Origin of the sequence: Alterotamlana spongicola (assembly GCF_035818475.1) — a bacterium.
Taxonomy (GTDB): Bacteria; Bacteroidota; Bacteroidia; order Flavobacteriales; family Flavobacteriaceae; genus Cognatitamlana.
Genome location: NZ_JAYMGV010000001.1, coordinates 1 through 19,917, shown reverse-complemented (window position 1 = coordinate 19,917; position 19,917 = coordinate 1). Strand labels below are relative to the sequence as shown.

General features: G+C 31.8%; 14 protein-coding genes. 5 read left to right on the top strand and 9 right to left on the bottom strand.

What is annotated here, in order from left to right; translation table 11 throughout:
- Window positions 1-4 precede the first annotated feature (4 nt).
- Window positions 5-1,225, bottom strand: coding sequence for a hypothetical protein (locus VOI54_RS00070; RefSeq protein WP_326280653.1), 1,221 nt, complete (start codon window positions 1,223-1,225; stop codon window positions 5-7).
- A 34-nt stretch (window positions 1,226-1,259) separates the two neighbouring features.
- Window positions 1,260-2,777 carry a hypothetical protein gene (locus tag VOI54_RS00065; protein WP_326280652.1) on the bottom strand — a complete coding sequence of 506 codons (1,518 nt, stop codon included), beginning with the start codon at window positions 2,775-2,777 and terminating at the stop codon, window positions 1,260-1,262.
- Window positions 2,778-2,930: 153 nt separating this feature from the next.
- On the opposite strand from VOI54_RS00065, the gene yiaA reads away from it, so the two are divergent.
- Window positions 2,931-3,419: an inner membrane protein YiaA gene (gene yiaA, locus VOI54_RS00060; protein ID WP_326280651.1), complete on the top strand. Its 489-nt coding sequence runs from the start codon at window positions 2,931-2,933 to the stop codon at window positions 3,417-3,419.
- Between the two features lie 154 nt (window positions 3,420-3,573).
- Here the strand turns inward: yiaA and VOI54_RS00055 are convergent, their stop codons facing one another.
- Both VOI54_RS00055 and lysS read right to left on the bottom strand, forming a co-directional pair.
- A complete protein-coding gene (locus tag VOI54_RS00055; protein WP_326280650.1) occupies window positions 3,574-6,051 on the bottom strand; it encodes a TonB-dependent receptor plug domain-containing protein in 2,478 nt (825 codons plus the stop codon).
- Window positions 6,052-6,559: 508 nt separating this feature from the next.
- Window positions 6,560-8,251: a lysine--tRNA ligase gene (gene lysS, locus VOI54_RS00050; RefSeq protein ID WP_326280649.1), complete on the bottom strand. Its 1,692-nt coding sequence runs from the start codon at window positions 8,249-8,251 to the stop codon at window positions 6,560-6,562.
- Window positions 8,252-8,498: 247 nt separating this feature from the next.
- On the opposite strand from lysS, the gene VOI54_RS00045 reads away from it, so the two are divergent.
- Window positions 8,499-8,657 carry a YqaE/Pmp3 family membrane protein gene (locus VOI54_RS00045; RefSeq protein WP_019388284.1) on the top strand — a complete coding sequence of 53 codons (159 nt, stop codon included), beginning with the start codon at window positions 8,499-8,501 and terminating at the stop codon, window positions 8,655-8,657.
- A gap of 29 nt (window positions 8,658-8,686) precedes the next feature.
- A complete protein-coding gene (gene lipB, locus VOI54_RS00040) occupies window positions 8,687-9,385 on the top strand; it encodes a lipoyl(octanoyl) transferase LipB (RefSeq protein WP_326280648.1) in 699 nt (232 codons plus the stop codon).
- A 16-nt stretch (window positions 9,386-9,401) separates the two neighbouring features.
- On the opposite strand, the gene VOI54_RS00035 is transcribed toward lipB, so the two are convergent.
- Window positions 9,402-10,367, bottom strand: coding sequence for a bile acid:sodium symporter family protein (locus VOI54_RS00035; RefSeq protein WP_326280647.1), 966 nt, complete (start codon window positions 10,365-10,367; stop codon window positions 9,402-9,404).
- A gap of 147 nt (window positions 10,368-10,514) precedes the next feature.
- Window positions 10,515-11,180 (bottom strand): pyridoxamine 5'-phosphate oxidase family protein, encoded by a 666-nt coding sequence (locus VOI54_RS00030; RefSeq protein WP_326280646.1) that lies wholly within the window; start codon window positions 11,178-11,180, stop codon window positions 10,515-10,517.
- Window positions 11,181-11,264: 84 nt separating this feature from the next.
- Here VOI54_RS00030 and pdxR point away from each other — a divergent pair, with 84 nt between their 5' ends.
- Window positions 11,265-12,758, top strand: a complete 1,494-nt coding sequence (pdxR, locus tag VOI54_RS00025) for a MocR-like pyridoxine biosynthesis transcription factor PdxR (RefSeq protein WP_326280645.1) — start codon at window positions 11,265-11,267, stop codon at window positions 12,756-12,758.
- 40 nt (window positions 12,759-12,798) lie between these two features.
- Here pdxR and VOI54_RS00020 read toward each other — a convergent pair whose 3' ends face one another.
- From VOI54_RS00020 to rnhB, 3 genes are all read right to left on the bottom strand, one after another.
- A complete protein-coding gene (locus VOI54_RS00020; protein WP_326280644.1) occupies window positions 12,799-13,848 on the bottom strand; it encodes a nucleoid-associated protein in 1,050 nt (349 codons plus the stop codon).
- A 327-nt stretch (window positions 13,849-14,175) separates the two neighbouring features.
- A complete protein-coding gene (locus VOI54_RS00015; protein WP_326280643.1) occupies window positions 14,176-16,608 on the bottom strand; it encodes a ribonuclease HII in 2,433 nt (810 codons plus the stop codon).
- A gap of 51 nt (window positions 16,609-16,659) precedes the next feature.
- Window positions 16,660-17,259: a ribonuclease HII gene (gene rnhB / locus VOI54_RS00010; protein ID WP_326280642.1), complete on the bottom strand. Its 600-nt coding sequence runs from the start codon at window positions 17,257-17,259 to the stop codon at window positions 16,660-16,662.
- Between the two features lie 455 nt (window positions 17,260-17,714).
- Between rnhB and VOI54_RS00005 the strand changes: the two genes are divergently transcribed.
- Window positions 17,715-19,676, top strand: coding sequence for a putative porin (locus VOI54_RS00005; RefSeq protein WP_326280641.1), 1,962 nt, complete (start codon window positions 17,715-17,717; stop codon window positions 19,674-19,676).
- Window positions 19,677-19,917 lie beyond the last annotated feature (241 nt).

The following is a 19,917-nucleotide window of genomic DNA, read 5'->3' as shown; positions in this document are numbered from 1 at the left end:
AAGCTTAGTTAAAAACGGGGAGTTTTAGATTCAAACCTGTCTGGAAGTCAGGAGCATTGTTTACCTCAAAGTCTTCTTTAACGAAGATTGATAGCTTAAATTTTGGACAGCCATAAGTGTAAACAAAATTCCAATTAGATAGCGTTTTATATAAAGTGGCAACGCCGTTATGCCAGCCTCCATTTATTTCTTTCCACTTACCTAGTAACTTATAGTAATTGGCTTCTTCCTTTTTGCTGTATCTGGTTTGCATTTGAAAATTAATTCCAAATGCATTGAAATTTCCTTTTTTGGTGTGTTTGGTGATTTCAACATTGCTTTCTAAAGTTCCTAAGTATTTGTTGTTTCCCAAATCAATAACATCATCTTTAAAGTCGAGCAGGTTTTTGCGTAATACATTAACTCCTAGAGCAGCGTTAAATTCATAATTGTTTTTTAAGATTATTTTTTTCACTGCATTTGCGGAAATGCCTATATCAAGCGAAGCATTAAATTTAGTTGTGTTTATTCCCAAATGGCTTCCAAAATTAATAAAGATTAGTTTTGATTTGTTGATTGCTAGTTTAGGATAATAATAGTGGCTTAATTCAATACCTCCTATAAAAAAGTCATTGTTATTTAGTTCAAGAGTGTTACCGTTTTTGTCAAGGTATTTGAAATTAACCTGATTTAATCCATAATAACGTCTTCCATAAGGATCTTCACCACCTGCAACATTACTATGAAACCATTCAATGGATTCATCACCTGTAAACAAAGAAAAAGGGTGTTTGCCTTTTCCAATCAAATAAGACCTTAAGCTTAAGTCTAATTCATGCCCTTTGGCTAATGGCATGTTGAAATTTATTCTAAATTCTTTAATTACGGCATCAATAACAATATTTAAATAATCTGCAGGAGTACTTTGCTGATCCTGAAAAGTGAAACTGCGATCATGCCAAATGGTTTGACTTAACCTCTCTCTTACTGCGGGGTCTTTTGGGAAATATGCTTCTACAAAAGGATGGAAATTGTTACCACTGGTATAATGAATTGTTAGAGTATTTTGTCTTGAGGGTAAAAGTTTGAAATTTGTATTAATTCTGGAGCTAAAGATGCCAAAATGGTGAGTTGCTAAAAGATTTGGATTTTCTATACCATTTTTTATAGATAAGCTATCTTTTTTTTGTGCCGGAGCAATAAAATAATACCCCAAAATAAATAGAAAAAGAATTTGTTTTAGCATGCGGTGAAAATAGTAAAGTTTAAAGAATTCAAAGTTATTCCGGTTTTAATTCTTTTTGAGCTTGTTCTATTATTGTTAAAGTCGTTGGGTATAAGTCTGTTTTATTCATTTTACCTTTCAACCAGCTATAAAAACTTATTACAAAAATGTCTTCTTTATGGGTTTCAACCCAATCAAATGACTTTTCAATCTTATCCTTAAAATCAGCTGATGTTACTATTTGTGGGTGCTTATAATACATTTCAACAAAACTTAGATAGGTTATGACTCTATCTTGTTTAATCTCTTTTAAGTAGGGATAATAACTTCTTTTAAAACTAAGCAGTCGGGACTCTACTAGGTTAGTATTATGCAATTCAATATGTAGTAATAGTTCTGTTAGGTTCTTTTTTATTACCCATTCTATGCCTGCTTTTTCAATGTACCAAGCGTCTGTATGGTAGAACTTTGAAAAGATTTTATAGGCATTATTTAAATCGTTATTCTGAAAATAAAACATAATGAGGCTTAGGAGGATGTCTAAAGTTGTTTCGAGGTCAGGATGTTTTTTTGAAATTAAAGGTTCTAATGTTTTAATGGCTAGTTTCTGCTGATTATTATAGTTTAAATTAAGGGCTAACAAAAGATTGTACTTTAATTGGAAAGATTTAAAATATTTTTGTCTATTCATATTCATGTGTCTCAGCATAACCCTTAAATATGTTAAGGACTCATCAAATTTTTTATTTCTAAAAAGGGTGTTAGCAATGGCATAAAGAATATGAATATGGTAATATAGTTGCTTTTCTTTGCTTTTATGAGAAGATAGGTTCTTGTAAGTATTTATTAGAAAGGGCTCAATTTTTAAATAATCTTTAGTAATGAAAGCAGAAATACTAACTATGGTTGTTAACTGATATAAAGATTTAAATGATAAAATACTGGTTGAGCTAATGTTGTGTGCTCTAAGGATATTGGTGAAAATGGTCTGGAAGTCTAATACCTCTCTTCTAAAGGCAATGCTATTAAGAACTTTTTTAATCTTGGCATAAACCATATTGAGGTCATGTTCAATAAGAATTTGCTTTTGATTGTTCTTAAATTCTAAAATTAAATCGTCAAAATTTATTGAAGGATATGCATGAGCATACTGAATTTTAATGCTATAAATTTCATTTATAAAAGTAAAAAGATGATATTCTTTAGCCAATATTTCGGCTTTGTTCAATATATTATAAGCAACCTTATATTTTTTTTCCTGAAGAAATGATTTTGATGCTAAAAGATATTTCATGATTTGCATCTCAAGGGAGCTCTCATCCTGTAAAACGGTATTTGCAGTAAAGTCTATTGCGGATTGATACAGACGTTTTCTTAAAGCATGGTAGGCATCACTTTTTTGGCTTCCATATAATTGAAAGCAAATAGCCTTTGAGCTTAATTGTCCATTTACTATGTAATTAAACAGTTCAATGTTTTTGGTATCATGACGTTTATTTCTTTTTTCCAAAAACCGGACAAATTTATGTTGTTCTTCTTTTGAAAATGATGTTATTATAGAGTTAAGTAACATGATTTAATCGTCAGTTTATATATTAAAAAACTTTTGTTTTTAAATATTTTAACCATAAATGTATAAATTTAATCGTCAGTTTTGTGAAAAATATGTGTTTTTATAGTTTGTAATGTTTTGCAGTTTTGTCCTGTAATCATTAAAACAAATATTATGAATTATCAAACTACGGTTTCTGTTGATGAGAAACCAAAAAATGTAAAAAAGGACAAGAAGCTTAAAGAGACCTTTGACCAAAAGCCAACTTCAGCATTTATAGGGGCTTCATGGTCGGCTTTGTTAATAGGCGTGACCTCATATTGTATTGGTTTATGGAACGCTGATATGATACTTAATGAAAAAGGCTATTATTTTACCATTCTGCTTTTTGGCCTGTTTTCCGTTATTTCAGTACAAAAAGCCGTGAGAGATAGGTTAGAGAATATTCCTGTTACCGACATTTATTACAGTATTAGTTGGTTTACTACAATAGCATCTCTGGTCTTGCTGGTTGTTGGATTATGGAATGCCGATTTACTTTTAAGTGAAAAGGGTTTTTATGGGATGTCATTTCTGTTAAGTTTATTTTCGGCAATTGCCGTTCAGAAAAATACCAGAGATATTCAATACATAGAACGATGTGAAAAAAAGGATCAACATTGATTTAAAAACATATGATTGTGATCAAAACAAGAACAATTAAAGAGATTGTTTTGATGGTTAGTTAACCCAAAGCCTCACTATTGAGAGATGGTGAGGCTTTAAAATGAGTACCAGGCTTTATGCCATATTTTCAAAATTTTTATAGAATGGGCCTTTAATCTACCTCAAGTGTAGTTAAATGATAAACAGGTATTCCTGTATCTGTAATACCTTCAATCTTAATTCCGTAAATGCTTCTGGCATCACTGGTAAAGAAAGAAACCTCTGCCCGGGAGGCGTCATCTGTTAATACTATTTTAGGCTCCCAATGTAGTGTTGTTCTAATATCTTGTTTAAGGGCTTCATCAAACCCATTAATATGATCAGGGGCATAAAACTCTCTAGCAGTATAAAAACCTGTAGCTGTAAAATCAATAATACCGGGTTTGCGTTTTACATTAATGTTCCTGTTAAAGTCACCTGTTCTGGTATAAATAGCAACTACACCATTTCCGGCATTACTAAATGCTGCTGCATCAGCCCCTTTTAAAACGTCAATAAAATCAATTTCATTTCCTGTCATATATGTAATTTCACTTAATTCAACCGGTATACCATCAACAACAATTCTAGGCGTACCTTGATTTCTTATTGAAATAGAATCATTATATGCCGTTACACCGGGAAGCATATTAAGAAAATCAAAAATGGATAAGTGCCTTTGGTCATCAAAATCAGCCATATCTACCCTGTTACTAGGGCTACCATAATTTGTTCTTTGATTTAATTCTTCTCTTCTTTTTTCTTCTTCTGCCTTTTTTCTGGCTGTAATAACAACTTCATCAAGCAATGTTGCTTGTTCTAAATACAATGAGTCAATGGCAGCAATCTTTTTAGCTTGATTTATAAAGTTTGTAATTTTAGAGCTGTCGTCATCTAAAAAAGGTTTAAAAATTTTATTTCTGATAACTTTTGGACTGTCATAAAGCGGTTCATCCAGAAAAATTGAAACAAACCTGTTCTTTCTTTCGTTATCAGATTTAAAACTTTTTGTGCGTGCTTCAATTAGCGTAGGTATTGAATCACTAAATACAAAAGGTCCATATTTAAAGGCACCATTTTGGTCAGATTGTTTTTTGTCCTGGTAAGGTGGTTTACCCATAAAGGTAATCCTTGTAGCTGTAGATATTCTTTCCTTATCACCTTTCAATGCTTTGGTATACCCTGAAATATATAAACCTGTTTCTGGTTGAAACTTGTCTTTTTGTTCGGTATTAGTATCTAATAAATTGGTCCATGTAAACCTTCTCCACCCATTGGTAAGCATAATAAGGTCTAAAAGGTAGCGTTTTTTAGGGTCGTCATTTTTTTCAAAAAAGTAACCCGGGTTTTCAATTGAACCTCTTAAATCAGAATTCAACAAAAGGTATGTTTTAATATTTTCGCTTTTTGTGCTTTGGGCAACAACATCAATATCAGTTATAGACATTGATAAGTTTCCTGATAATGCATTCCCTTCTTCATCTTTTAAATCTAACTGCATGGTTACTTTTTCTCTTGTCTTTGGCAATGTTTTGTCCATGCTAACATTTACAGCAACATCATTGTCCGGGCTGTCTACAAAAACCAATCGTTCGCAAACCGGCTTTCCGCTACTATTGAATAATGTAAAATTTGCAACACCATCAGGTAATAGCTTTGTGTTAAGCTTTATGGTATACGTGTCAATATTCTCAGTCTCTAATTTTTCAAAAATTAAATCCCCTCTCAGATGGCCTACTAAAAAACTGTTTTTTAGTCCAATAGGGTCATTTGACGATACATTAATAATAATTTGGTTGCCATAATTTGCAACATTTAAATTATGGCCGTTTGATAGAGCTTTTGGTAATGGGTATTTAAGCTCTTCATCATTTATAATGACACTGGCAAAGTAAGATTTGTTTACTTCCGGGTTTAAAGTAATTAGCCCTAAACCATAATCAAAAGTTTTAAAGCTGCTTATAACATTGTTGTCAGAATCTTTGATATATCCTTGTATGTCAATGTTATTGTCTTTATTGTCTTTAGCACTAATAGCAACTTTACAAAATAATCCATTTATCAGATTCCCGCTCTCTGGATAAAAATTAATCTTAGGCCTGGAAGCTAATCTCTGGTTATTTTCAGTATTGACTTTAGGTGTGGCAATTATCTTTTCTGTAGTATCATCTGATTCGGTTAGGTTCCATATTGGAATCTCCTTTTGAAAGAAATAATCACTATCATTATTCCGCATATAGTTGGTATATGCTCTTAGGAGATAATGGCCTTCTTTAAAGTTCTTTTTTATTTTGAAATCTCCCGCAACACTTAAATCATTAGTGAAAAGCTGTTTTTTAGCTATGATGCTATCTTGCTCATCAATCAACTCTACATAAACTATACGACTCTTTTGGGATCTTTGATGAGTAACACCATTAACAAGGTAGGCAGTATACCATAAATCGTCACCTATGGAGTAATAGGGCTTGTCCGTTTGAACATAAATTTTTTCAGGAAAGCTATTAGTGTACTTCTCTAATTTTTCAAATACCAATTCTCTAAAATTATTGGTAAACGTAAATGATAGAAATACGATGATACTGAAGCCAAATAAAATTTTTTTTATCATGGGGTGTTTTAATGTATTTTAAACAGTAAATATAGTCACTAAACTAATAGTATAGGAAATATTAGATATTAAAAATGTTGTATGGTTTAATGACCGATTAAATTTTTTTTAGATAAAAATAAAAAGTCAAAGGTTTCATATTAAAATCAATTGTAACAATTCCTGTAATAAGGATTAATTATCATCAGGTGAGATGTTGTTAGTTGAATAAAAAATGCCTTTGTAAAATTGGGTTTCTTAAAAATTTAACAAACAAGGCGTTAATATCTTAAAGAATGTTTAAAGTCAAAAAAACTACTGTTAAACAAATCTAAATTAATTTAGTAATTAGAAATAATTATGTCTCTTTGTACTATAATTGTTTAAAACATATAATAGTCAAGATAAAATACACTTTTAATTTGAAAATTATGAGTTTGTAAATTAAGTTTAGTTTAGTTTGTTAGTTAGTTAAAAGCCGGAAATAATTTTATTACCGGCTTTTTTAATTTATAATTATTTCAGAGTTTTAGACAACCTCAACAAATAATCCGTCATCAGTCTTTTCTACTTTAGCAAGATTATTTTTAGTCAACTCCTTAATAGACTTATCCCATTTTTTATTAGATAATCCTGATTGTGCTTTTAAGTCTGCTAAAGGCAGTCTTTCAGCTTTTTTTAAGGTGTCTAAAAGAACTTTTGCCTCTTCACTAACGGCTATAGCCTTTTTTTCTGGTCTCATTTGAGGAAAGAATAGTACTTCTTGAATGGATTGATTATTAGTTAAAAACATAATCAATCTGTCCATACCAATTCCCATACCGGAAGTTGGAGGCATACCGTATTCCAGTGCACGCAAAAAATCATGATCAATAAACTCCGTTGCCTCGTCATCACCTTTAGCGGCAAGTTTTAATTGATGCTCAAAACGTTCACGTTGATCAATAGGGTCATTAAGTTCAGAGTAAGCATTAGCAATTTCTTTACCGCAAACCATAAGTTCAAAGCGTTCTGTCAGTTCAGGGTTATCCCGGTGTTCTTTACATAACGGACTCATTTCTTTAGGGTAATCTGTAATATAAGTTGGTTGAATATAGTTACCCTCACATTTTTCTCCAAAGATTTCATCAATAAGCTTTCCTTTACCCATAGTTTCATCAACTTCAACCCCTAGATCTTTAGCAGCTTGTCTAATCTCATCTTCAGTTTTTCCGGTAATATCGAAACCGGTAAAATGCTTTATAGAATCGGCCATAGTTACTCTGGCATAAGGTGCTTTAAAATCTATATCATGCTCGCCAAACTTTACTTTGGTTGTGCCATTTACAGCAATAGCACAATGCTCTAATAAGCGTTCGCAAAAATTCATCATCCAGTTGTAGTCTTTATAAGCTACATAAATTTCCATAGCGGTAAACTCCGGATTATGTGTTCTGTCCATGCCTTCATTTCTAAAGTTTTTAGAAAACTCATAAACGCCATCAAAACCACCAACTATAAGTCTTTTTAAATAAAGCTCGTTGGCAATACGCATATATAAGGGGACATCTAAAGCATTGTGATGTGTGATAAACGGACGGGCCGCGGCTCCACCCGGGATAGGTTGTAATACGGGGGTTTCCACTTCAAAATATCCAGCGTCGTTAAAAAACTGACGCATGGCATTAAACAATTTAGTACGTTTAACAAATACTTCTTTTACTTGTGGGTTTACTACTAAATCAGCGTAACGTTGTCTGTAACGTTGCTCTGGGTCAGTAAAAGCATCATAAATAACACCGTCTTTTTCTTTAGGTAATGGCAAAGGTTTTAAAGCTTTACTTAGAAGTGTAAAATCTTTGACTTTTACAGTTTTTTCACTAACTTTAGTCGTGAATAATTCGCCCTCAACACCTATAAAATCTCCAAAATCCAATAGTTTTTTAAAGATGTCATTGTATTTTGATTTGTCTTCACCAGGGCAGATCTCATCTCTGTTAAAGTATATCTGAACTTTTCCTTCAGCATCTTGTAATTGAGCAAAACTAGCTTTTCCCTGAACCTTTATCATCATTAACCGTCCGGCTATAGTAACCTGTTTACCTTCTTCAAAAGCATCTTTAACCTGTTTTGAAGTGTGGTCTACAGGATATAGGTCTGCTGGATAGGGATTAACCCCTAACTCACGTAATTTTACTAACTTTTCTCTTCTTACAAGTTCTTGTTCAGATAATTGTGACATACTATAAAAATGATGTGAAAATTTTAAAGGCACAAAGATAATCATTTGATTTCCTTTTTTCTATCATTGAATTGTGATTTTTTGGCTTAGTTTCCTCTCGAATCCACCTTGGAAACTGGGGCCAGGCTTTTAGGTTTATCCAGGGCGGACTTGAAGGATACGGATATTTTAAAACGCCATTATAAAATGTAACAAACTAAAAACTTTAACGTCCTATAATTAATCATCAATTAATATAAATCAACACATGAGTTTCTGGAGAGTTTTACTATCTATTATTTGTCCACCTTTAGCAGTTATTGATAAAGGTTGTGGCTCTATTATTATTGTTTTCTTATTATGGCTTTGTGGCTGGGTACCTGGGGTTATTGCTGCATTAGTTATACTTAATAACCCTAAGAATTAAACCATAAAAATATTGTAATTTTGCAGCCTATGAATAGGATAGTAGAACTGCAAGATTTAGGATATAAAGATTATAAGCAAACCTGGGATTATCAAGAGGGGCTGTTTAAAGGTATTGTAGATACTAAAGTTAAGAACAGACGAGAAGATGCAGATTTAAAGACTAACAACTATTTCTTGTTTGTAGAACATCCGCATGTATATACCTTAGGTAAAAGTGGCGATTTGTCAAATTTGCTTTTAAATGAAAAACAGCTTGCTAATAAAGGTGCAACGTTTTATAAAATAAACAGAGGAGGTGATATTACCTATCATGGTCCCGGACAAATAGTGGGCTATCCAATTTTAGATTTGGAAAACTTTTTCACAGATATCCATAAATATCTTCGTCTTTTAGAGGAAATGATTATTCTTACATTGGAAGAGTACGGATTAAAAGCTGAGCGTAGCGAAGGAGAAACAGGGGTTTGGTTAGATGTAGGAACACCTTTCGCAAGAAAAATTTGCGCTATGGGCGTTCGTGCAAGTCGCTGGGTAACCATGCACGGTTTTGCTCTAAATGTAAATGCTGATCTGGGTTATTTTGATAACATTATTCCCTGTGGGATTCGAGGGAAAGCAGTAACGTCCTTAAATGTAGAGTTAGGCGAAAAAGAAATTAATGAGGCAGAGGTGAAAGAAAAACTATTGACGCATTTTAAAAAGCTTTTTGAAGCTGAGTTTGTTTAGAAGTGATTTTAAAAAATCAGGAAATAGTCTGACGCCTTCCTCGTTTTGATGCTATAATGCTGATAATAAATATCTGCATGGCATGAAAAAGCATTAAAGGAAGTAATATCAAACCAATAGGAAAAGAGGAAGGGAACAAAATTTTAGAAAATACGGTACCGTGAACCAAAGACTTTTTTGTGCCACAGAACTGTGCAGTGATACGGTCTTCGGTATTAAAATTAAGCATGTTTGAGATCAATCCGGTTAAAAAGTAAACGCTGTAAAAAAGTCCGATAATAATTCCGGAAATAAGAAATAAATCAAAAATACTTACTGAACTGAATACGTTGTCTTCAAAAGATTCAGCAAAGCTTTTGTATATGATTAATAGTATAATGGATTTATCAAAAAGGGTAAGCTGACTTTTATACTTATTTGTAAATTTTCCCCAGTAGCGCTGTAGTGCTATACCGAGCATTACCGGAACCAGGATTTCAATAATCAACTTGATATAAATAGCACCTAAGTCAAAATTGCCTGCTGTTGGCGGTATAAAGAGCTCCATCCATAAAGGTGTAATGGCAATACCAATAAGCCCGGATATACTGGCATTAAAAATGGCTGCTGGTATGTTGCCTTTAGCTATAGATACCATAACAACAGATGAAGATACCGTTGAAGGTAATGCAGCAAGAAATAAAAAAGGAAGCCATAAAGTAAGGCCTTCTTCTGATAAGAAGAAGGGTTTAAAACCCAATACTATTAATGGGAAAATCAAAAAAGTAGAAGACTGTACCAAAACATGAAGCCTCCAGTTTTTTAAGCCATCTTTTATTTTATCGGGGCTTAATTTTAGTCCATAAAAGAAGAAAATCAGAGATACGCCTATACTGCCAATTAAATCTAAAGGAACCGTACTGTCTTTACTTCCCCAATACGGAAAAAAATAAGCAATAGTAATGGTCGCTATAATAGCGAGTACAAAGCGGTCAATTTTCATTTGAATGGCTTATTATCTGATCTTTTGGCTAATTTTAAAACTTTAGCAAAAGTAATAAGACTAAATTAATAAAAGATCTAAATAGCAAATCTCAAACATGGTAACCACATTTAATCCCTGATTTTTCACTAAAAAGAGCGTAAATATCTATTGTGCTTTATGGGTTTGATAATAGTTTAAAACATGTTTGGGAATTTTAATATTTTCAGATAAGAATGTATCACTTTCAGGAAATTCAGCAACCTGTTTTATAGGGATAACACCAGCCCAAATGGGTAAGTTCATATCGTTTTTTTCATCAATAGCTCCTTCATCTCTAACTTTAGCAGAAGCAGTTTCTATAACCATTTCAACAACCAGTGTACTATTGAATTCTTTCTCAGTCATTGGCCTAAGTTTCTCCCAGCGCTTTGGGATCATTTGGTCTACAATACATTTTAAGGCTTCTTCTTTTTTAATAGGATCTTCAAGTTGAGATAATGTTCCAAATAGTGTTGCCGACCTGTAATTTACAGAATGATGAAATCCGGAGCGGGCTAAAACCAAACCATCCAGATGCATTATAGTTATACTTGCTGCTTTATTTTGCAATAAAGTCAATAACATTCTGTTTTTTTTAGAACCATGTAAATAAATTTTATTGCCCATCCTGCCATATGCCATAGGAATTGTAATGGCTTTACTCTGATAAGTATAACTTATAAAACCTATAAATCCGGCGTCTAAAATACTGCTTACGGTATCTATGTTGTAAGTTGCTCTATTGACACCACGGATAACCTTGTTTAGCTCTGATTTTTGAAATTCTTTCATAACTTTTGAAATTTAATAAATCAAAATTACTAGTTTTATGGATGGTTTATTTCGTCCAGAATTCATTTTTTAAATAGTCCAGTTATGATTCCCTATAAAACTATTATTAGTTTAAATAGAAAAAGCAAACAGCCCCTTTATATTCAGTTAACAAATCAATTTATTGACTTAATAAAAAACGGAAAACTCGCACCCACTACAAAGCTTCCGGGAAGTAGAACACTTTCTGAATTAATTGGATTACATAGAAAAACTGTAGTTGCCTCATATGACGAGTTGACTTTACAAGGTTGGATAGAAAGCGTTCCCAAAAAAGGAACATTTGTAAATTCAAAATTGCCCATTTTGGAGAAAAGACAATTAGGAGATGATTTTGATGTAATGGATGGAAATATGGATAGTGTTGGATTTGATTTTAAGAGAAATTCTATCCTGAACAGAAGTTTTCCTCAAAGTTTTAATACAGATTACATTTATGTGAACGATGGTATTTCAGATGGCAGATTGGCACCTGTTAATGAAATAGCACTGATTTATAGAAATCTTATTGCTAAAAAAAGTACAGTGCCTCATTTGGCTTATGGAACAACCTATGGAGACTTATCATTGAGAAAAACTCTTGTGACGTATTTAAATGAAACGCGGGGGCTGGCCATTACATTAGACAATATAATGATTACCAGAGGGAGCCAAATGGGTATGTATTTAACAGCACAATTACTGTTTTCCAATAAAGATTATATAATTATAGGAGCGACCAATTATAGTTCTTCTGATACCACGTTTGAATTTTCAGGGGCAAAACTTTTAAGGGTAAACGTAGATGAGCATGGTTTGGTTACAAAGGATATTGAAAAGCTATGTAAGAGTTATGAAATAAAGGCGGTTTATACAACATCTCACCACCATCATCCAACAACGGTTACCTTATCGGCAGAGCGAAGAATACATTTGTTAAATCTTGCTAAAGCCTATAAGTTTGCTGTTCTTGAAGACGACTACGATTATGATTTTCATTATAACCATGCACCCATATTACCTTTAGCCAGCCATGATAAAAACGGAAATGTGATATATGTAGGGTCGTTCTGTAAAACTGTAGCTCCTGCTTACAGAGTGGGGTACTTAATTGCACCCAAGGCATTTGTTGATGAGTGTGCTAAACTACGACGGTTTGTTGATAGGCAGGGAGATGCTGTACTGGAAATGGCGTTTGCTAAGTTTATAAAAAATGGGAATTTAGACAGGCATATAAAAAAAGTACTTAAAGTTTATAAGTCGAGACGTGACTTATTTTGTGAATTGCTGGAAAAAGAATTAGGAGCATACTTATCTTTTGAAATTCCTAAAGGGGGTATGGCAATTTGGGCAACATTGAATAAGAAATACTCATGGGATAGTGTTGCAAAGAAAGCTTTAGAGCAAAAACTTGTTATTTCTGAATGGCAACGCTATGATATGGCAAATTCTAAGCATAATGCTATTAGGATGGGGTTTGCTACATACAATGAAAGTGAAATCCATGAGTTTGTAAAACGGTTTAAAAAGACAATGAATCTTGTTTGTGTAGAACAATAACAGTTTTTTAATAAATCATTTTAAATGAATGTTTACGGTATTAGTTTTCAGCATTAAAAAAGACTTTGTAATAATGCATTTTTTTATCGTCATCATAACCGCGTTCTAAATATTCTGCTGAAGCATCAGGGGCATCAATATCTAGTTTAATTTGAATATTGGTGTCTAGTTTAATATCTGTTTTAATTTTTCGTTTTTCTTTAGTTACTACTGCTTCGGCTACATCAAACTGATTTCTGATTACAAGATTTTGTTCTCCTTCAAATGTTTTCTTATAAGAGTCAAATTCTTTTTTATGTTTGTCCTCTTCAAACAATTCATCTTTAAAACGTTCTATATTAACGACTTCATTGTCTTTAAAAAAATCGATGGTTTTTGCTAAAAAATTATTTTGCTCTTGCATGCCATAGTTGGTTTTTAAAACTTCGGTAGAAAACTCTTTGCAAAGTTCTATATATTGCTGGGTATGATTATTGGCATCATCGGCATATTTGATATTTAAAAAATGATTGATCCAATATTGAGCATCATAATTATTATTATCTACACTTAAAATGATGTTGCCCTCAGTATCACTTTGGTTTAAAATCAAGCAACCTTTGTCTACTTTTTTAGCATTGATGCCTTTTTGTACCAACACATCATAGCTGTTGTTTTCCAAATAAGTTTGAAAGAAATTTACTTTATTCTCGATCTTAAAAATACCAATAGCGTTGGTTGTTATGTCTCTAAATTCAATACCTTCAAACATAACCACTAAAACATCTCCTGTTTTTATATTAGCAGAATTGGATTGTTCATACAAATGTGTAACGATATGTTTAGAAACCTCAATAAAATTATCTTCATCATTAAATAGTTGCGAACTATAGCTGTTAATTTCATTTAAAGAAATATTGGCATGGTGATTAAATCTATAGCTTTGTACTACTGTGCCAAAAGGCCTTAAAAGAAAAGGAAGCATCAGGTCATAGCTGTCCTCGTCAAAATCTACAGTCTTGTCTGAGAAAGCATTTTTGGTGTCATTAAACTTATTGCCCACTTTATGAATTATAAATTGGGATATTGAGGCATTTTTTCTTGAGATCATAGCTGTAATATATAAGATTGCAATACTATTAAAATAACTTGAATTATTGTAAAAAAAGAGCGCCAAAGCCTAATACTTTGACGCTCGAGATTCGAGGACTTGTTTTGGTTGATTTTATATTATTGTTCAATGATGTAACCTTATTTATAATTACATCAAATTATATGTATAGATTGAGAGTTAGTCTTAAGTTTGAGTGGTCTATACCTGGGATCTTTTTTGTAAAAAATTGATTAATAGCTGGCTTAAAGATAAAAATTAGTTTATTACCCACAAAAATGTCATGTTAAATTTATAATAACTAAGCTTTATATAGTGTATGCATTACTAATTAATTTGATAAAGTATTACGGCATTGCCTTCTCCTTTAGCTACGAATTCCAAATTCCTGTCTTTATCAATGTTATTGAGGTCTATAGAACTATTACCGTAAACAGGAAAATTAGGGAGTAATTTAGACTGACTATCAAATAAGTAGACTTTATGAGATTGTAAATCTGTTGTAGAGACATATATTTTATCATTGATATAAAAGATTTTCGGATTTGAATATTCTCCAAAATCCAGCTCGTTAGTTTTACTTTTTATCAATAATTTGTTTTCGCTTTGGGCAACTAAGGTTTTACTTGTTGTTTCCAGGAAATGCGCTTCAGAAAGATTTAAACTCCTTTTTGAAACTCGTCCGTTGGGATGAACAGATATTAAATCTCCACTATGAGTAGTGGTGGTGAACGTATTGTTGAATAAAAATACAGGTTGATTGGAATAAGTGTGGGATTCTTTTGGTTTTACCCTTGTTTTACCGGTTCTATCCAAAATGAACAATTTGTTTTTGGTTTTCAGTGAAATATAATCCTTGTTTCCAATTCTAAAGTGTTTTGGCTGGCTTATTATTGTATTATTTGCAGATTTGAATTTAAATCCTTTTACAGTCTTCCCTTTGATATCATACATTAAAACACTTTTGCCCTGGGTTACTAATACCCTGTAATTTTTACGGTTGTCATAATCAAAGACCGAGAGTGGCTGTGTAATGACATCATTAAATTTTAAAGCAAAAGGCCGAACTTCTTTACCGTTCCTATCTAAAACGTATACCCGCTTAGGTGTTGCGAATGCCAGTTGGAGCCTTCCATTTTTATAAATATCTATTTGCTCAATTTTTCCTAAAACAGGCCCTTGAAGTTGTTTTTTCCAAAGAATTTTGCCTTTGTTTGAAATTAAATACAGGTTGTTGTTGATATCTTGGACTACAATTTCTAACGTTTTTGTGATATGATTCTTTACAAGCTGTGGATTATTTAAAAGGTCCGTATCCAACTTAATATTTAATTCTTCAGATACCGAGTTAACAGTAGCTCTGGTTTTATTCTTTTTTATAATACCATTTACGTGTGCAAAGTTGTTGTCATAAATAAACTGAATGGCTGAAGCATCATAATTATCTAGTCTATAAGTAGGCTGCCCTTCAAGGTTTTTATTTATAATAGATTTTAAAGCAGATGTATTTGATACTTGTAATAATGATGAGGCATCACTTAAATTTTCTTTGGAGGCTTTAAAGTAACTTTTGCTTGCTAAAAAGGTTTTATTTTGATAGTTAGCAATAATATTTTGAAGCGTTTCAATAGAATTAGCAAACACAAAAAAATGATCTAAATTACAATATAAGTTGGCTTTATTGAAAGTGATAAGAGGTGAAAATGTTTGTGCAAATAAAACAGGCTGGCTAAAGCTAAAAATATCAATTTCTCTGTAATTGCTAACGGTTGTTTGTTCTCCTGTCAGAGCATCGTTAGTGGCTATAGCATCAATGGAGTTTATAACAACAGCAGAATTATTACCTTCATAGATGACGCCAACCTCTACAATGTCATTAAATAAAGAGGTGTTATGTGTTATAGAATCTTTCCGATTAAACTTAGACAAATTAGATTCAAAAACTTTGAAGTTATCAAATGTAAAACTCATGAACCCATCACTATTTGAGGGAGCTATATTTTGAATTTGATTTTCTTGGGGAACGGTATTCTTAAAAATATTGATCAGGCTATTGGTGGAATCATTAGCCTTTGTAATTCCATTAAATGCAAGTTCTTTTTGATTGAGCTCGATATCAAGGGCTAAATACTCAGAAAAGGTATCAAGAGATAAAGAATCTTCATTGAAAAAAGATGAAATAAAAGGGTTGTTAGGTTTAAGAATAACAGAAAAGGTTTTGTCATTGTCAGTGGCGTTGTACAGCTTTTCTAATTCAGTATTTTTTTCCGGGTAGTTGTAGAACCCTTCTATGATACGATTAGACGACGATGCAATAAAAGTACTATCAATAACTGTACTATAAAAAGTGTTGCTGTTAATTGTAGATTTAGTAATTGTTTTGTTTTGATAGGATAATTTTTCTTCAATATAATTTGATAACGAGTCTGTTTTAAAAAGGCCTTTTGATAGCTTTGTTATAATGGAATATTGAATACTGTCTTTAGAGTCTTTTGAAAAACAGATTAAAAAATCATTAGCCGGTTTTATAACAGATAAGCCGTTCAGTTTATTTTGCAGGTCTTTATATGACTCTAATTTTGAAAACTCTTGTAAGAAGCCGCTATTTGTAATACTGTTTTTTAAGCTTTCAGCATTTGAAGATTTTAAAATAATAGAAGTGTTTTTTGGAACAAAATCCAGAAGTTTAGATCTTTTTGTTCCAGAATCAGAACAACTAATTAACAATAAAAGCAAGAGAGGGAAACAAAGAAATTTCATAAACTGAATTAATTTGTACAAACCTAATATATTTTTTAGTGCCTTAAAAGCTTAAAGCTCTAACTTTAACTGTTCAGGCAATAACCTAAACGATTTTCGATGGTATTTAGTTATTCCGTATTTTCTTATAGCTTCTCTATGTTCTTTAGTGGGATAGCCTTTGTTTTGTTTCCAATTATACATGGGGAATTCTTTATGGATTTTATCCATGTATAAATCCCGATAGGTTTTTGCTAAAACAGAAGCCGCAGCAATACTTAAATACTTACTGTCTCCTTTTACAATGGTTTCAAACGGAATCTCTTTATAAGGCTTGAATTTATTTCCATCAACAATAATGAATTCAGGTTTTGGTTTTAATTGGGTTATTGATTTGTGCATTGCCAAAATTGATGCATTTAAAATATTAATACTATCAATGTCTTCCTGAAATATATGAGCCACGCCAAAACTTAGAGCTTCTGTTTCTATAATGGGTTTTAGTAAAAACCTTTTTTTTTCGCTAATCTGTTTAGAGTCATTTAGTAAAAGATTCTTAAAATCTTTAGGTAGAATTACTGCAGCAGCTGTGACAGGGCCAGCAAGACAACCCCTGCCAGCTTCGTCCGTACCACACTCTAAAATAAAGCCTGAATAATTTTTTAATAACATGAAGCTAAAATATTGATAAATCCATAATAATGAGCCTTAATTATTATGTATGCATAGTGATTTATGTGATTTTATTAAAAAATTAATAGCAGACGTTTTGATATTATTGATTTATGCTGTTTTTAAATAAGAAATCATTAAAATATAGGTGATATTTTGACGATTTGATAATTGGAGCTGGGTAGATCTTCTTAAATAATTGCTTTTTTTGTTAAAGGATTTTGTTTTTTAGATATAATATTTGCATGTTTGCAACTGACTAACTCAAAATAAATATTTAACATTCATCTATTTTTAAATGAATAATTAATATTTTGAAAGAAAGCCAGCATTTTTTTGCTGGCTTTCTTTATTTAAAATATTTGCTGACACTTTACGTTCAAATAATTACTTTTGCTTCATAAAACAGAAGCTAAATAACGTTGAGTATAACGTTTGACGTCATTAAATATAATATGAAAATACCTTTATTATCAAAACTAGGAAATAACATGCCTAAGGTGCAAAAAGTGATTTTGGTTTGTTTGTTGTTGTTTACAAATAGCATTATTTCCCAGGTGACACCAAGTAATGGTATAGACAAAATTCCAAATCAGGAAAAAAAAGATGAGCCAAAGGCAAAAATTCAAGACTACTTGATTATTTCTCATCAAAATGATACAACTTATGTGGATACCACTTTAACAATCCAAAAAGAATATAAGTTTAATTATTTGCGAAAGGATAATTTTGGTTTAATTCCATTCTCAAATTTAGGGCAAACCTATAACACATTAACGTACAATTTTGAGAACACCAGTTTGATGCCAATATTTGGTGCCCGTGCAAGGCACTTCAATTATATGGAGATTGAAGACATCAATTACTATCGGGTTCCAACACCATTAACAGAATTATTTTTTAAAACGGCATTTGAGCAAGGCCAATTAGTTGATTCTTTTTTCACAGTAAATACCGCACCTGGATTTAATTTTTCTATAGCTTATAAAGGCTTGCGTTCACTAGGTAAATATCAGCATTTATTAACTAGTACAGGTAATTTTAGGTTTACCACAAATTATAAAACCAAAAACAACAGGTATAACCTTAGAGGGCATATAGTAACACAAGATCTAATGAATCAGGAAAATGGAGGGCTTCAAGATCAAAGTGTTGAAGATTTTGAAAGCGGAGATCCAGAATTTCTAGAGCGTTCTATTTTAGAGGTTAACTTTGAAGATGCAGAAAGCATATTAATAGGGAAGCGTTATCATCTTGAGCATAACTATAAACTGATTAAACCTAATGATTCTGTTGCTAAAAATAAATTAGATATTAATCATATTGTATCTTATGAAACTAAGTACTTTCAGTATAACCAAACAACGGCGCAAACTGCTATTTTTGGACCGGCTTTTGCCACAAGAGACTTAGATGATAAGGTTACGCTTAAAACATTATATAATCAACTTCAATTAAATTATGGTAATAGTATAATTGGGGATTTACAATTTAATGCCAGTCATAGTAGGTATAATTATGGTTATAACAGATTAGTATCTCTTAATGGTCAAATCATATCAAATAGGTTAAAAGGTAGTGTGGTTTCGGTAGGAGGAAAGTACCATAAATATTATAAAGGGTTTGAACTAAACGGGGATATAGGGATAAATGTAACTGGAGATTTTCAGGGTAACTATATAAAAGGAACAGCAGGGTTCAGGTTAAATGACAATATAAAGGCAACAGCAACTATCAATCATAGTTCTAAAGCACCAAATTATAATGCCTTATTGTATCAAAGTCAATATATAAATTATAATTGGCAGAATAAATTAAGCAATATTGAGACACAACAAGTTGGTTTTAAATTAGTGTCTAAAAAAATAGCAGATGTTTCTGTAGACTTTTCAACAATTAGTAATTATGTTTATTTTAAAGAAGATGAAGCTACAAATCAGGTAGCAGCTTTTCAAAGTAATAACACAATTAACTATTTAAGATTAAGGCTGCAAAAAGATATTAAATTTGGGAAGTTTGGATTTAATACTACCGTAGAATATCAAAACGTTAAAGATAAAGATACTGTTTTAAATGTTCCGGAGTTTAATACGCGTAATACTTTGTATTTCTCCAGCCATGTGTTTAAAAAAGCTATGTATTTACAAACAGGACTCACACTTAACTATTTTACCAAGTATTATATGAATGCATATAATCCGGTACTGGCAGAGTTTTATGTACAAAGAAATAGAAAGTTTGGAGATTTCCCTAGACTTGATTTCTTTCTAAATGCAAGAATTCGCCAGACACGTATATTTTTTAAGTTAGAGCATTTTAATTCTTCCATAACAGGTTATAACTTTTATTCGGCACCCAGAAATCCATACCGGGATTTTGTCATTCGTTTTGGTGTGGTTTGGAATTTCTTTTTATAAACACAGACCTACAATATATAACATAAAAAAGGGGGGGCTACATTTAATCTTTAATAATCTTTAAGATAGAAGTAGGGTAAAGGATAAGGTATTTAGTTTGTAGTAATCCGGTTTTGGTTTTTTATGGGGTTATAATAGGATTGGTGTGGTGTTCTTTATATATAAGGATTATATATTAGGATTAGAAAGGAGTTGAGTTTAAGACTAAAGAGTGTGGATAAAGAGGTATTAAGAGGCTGTA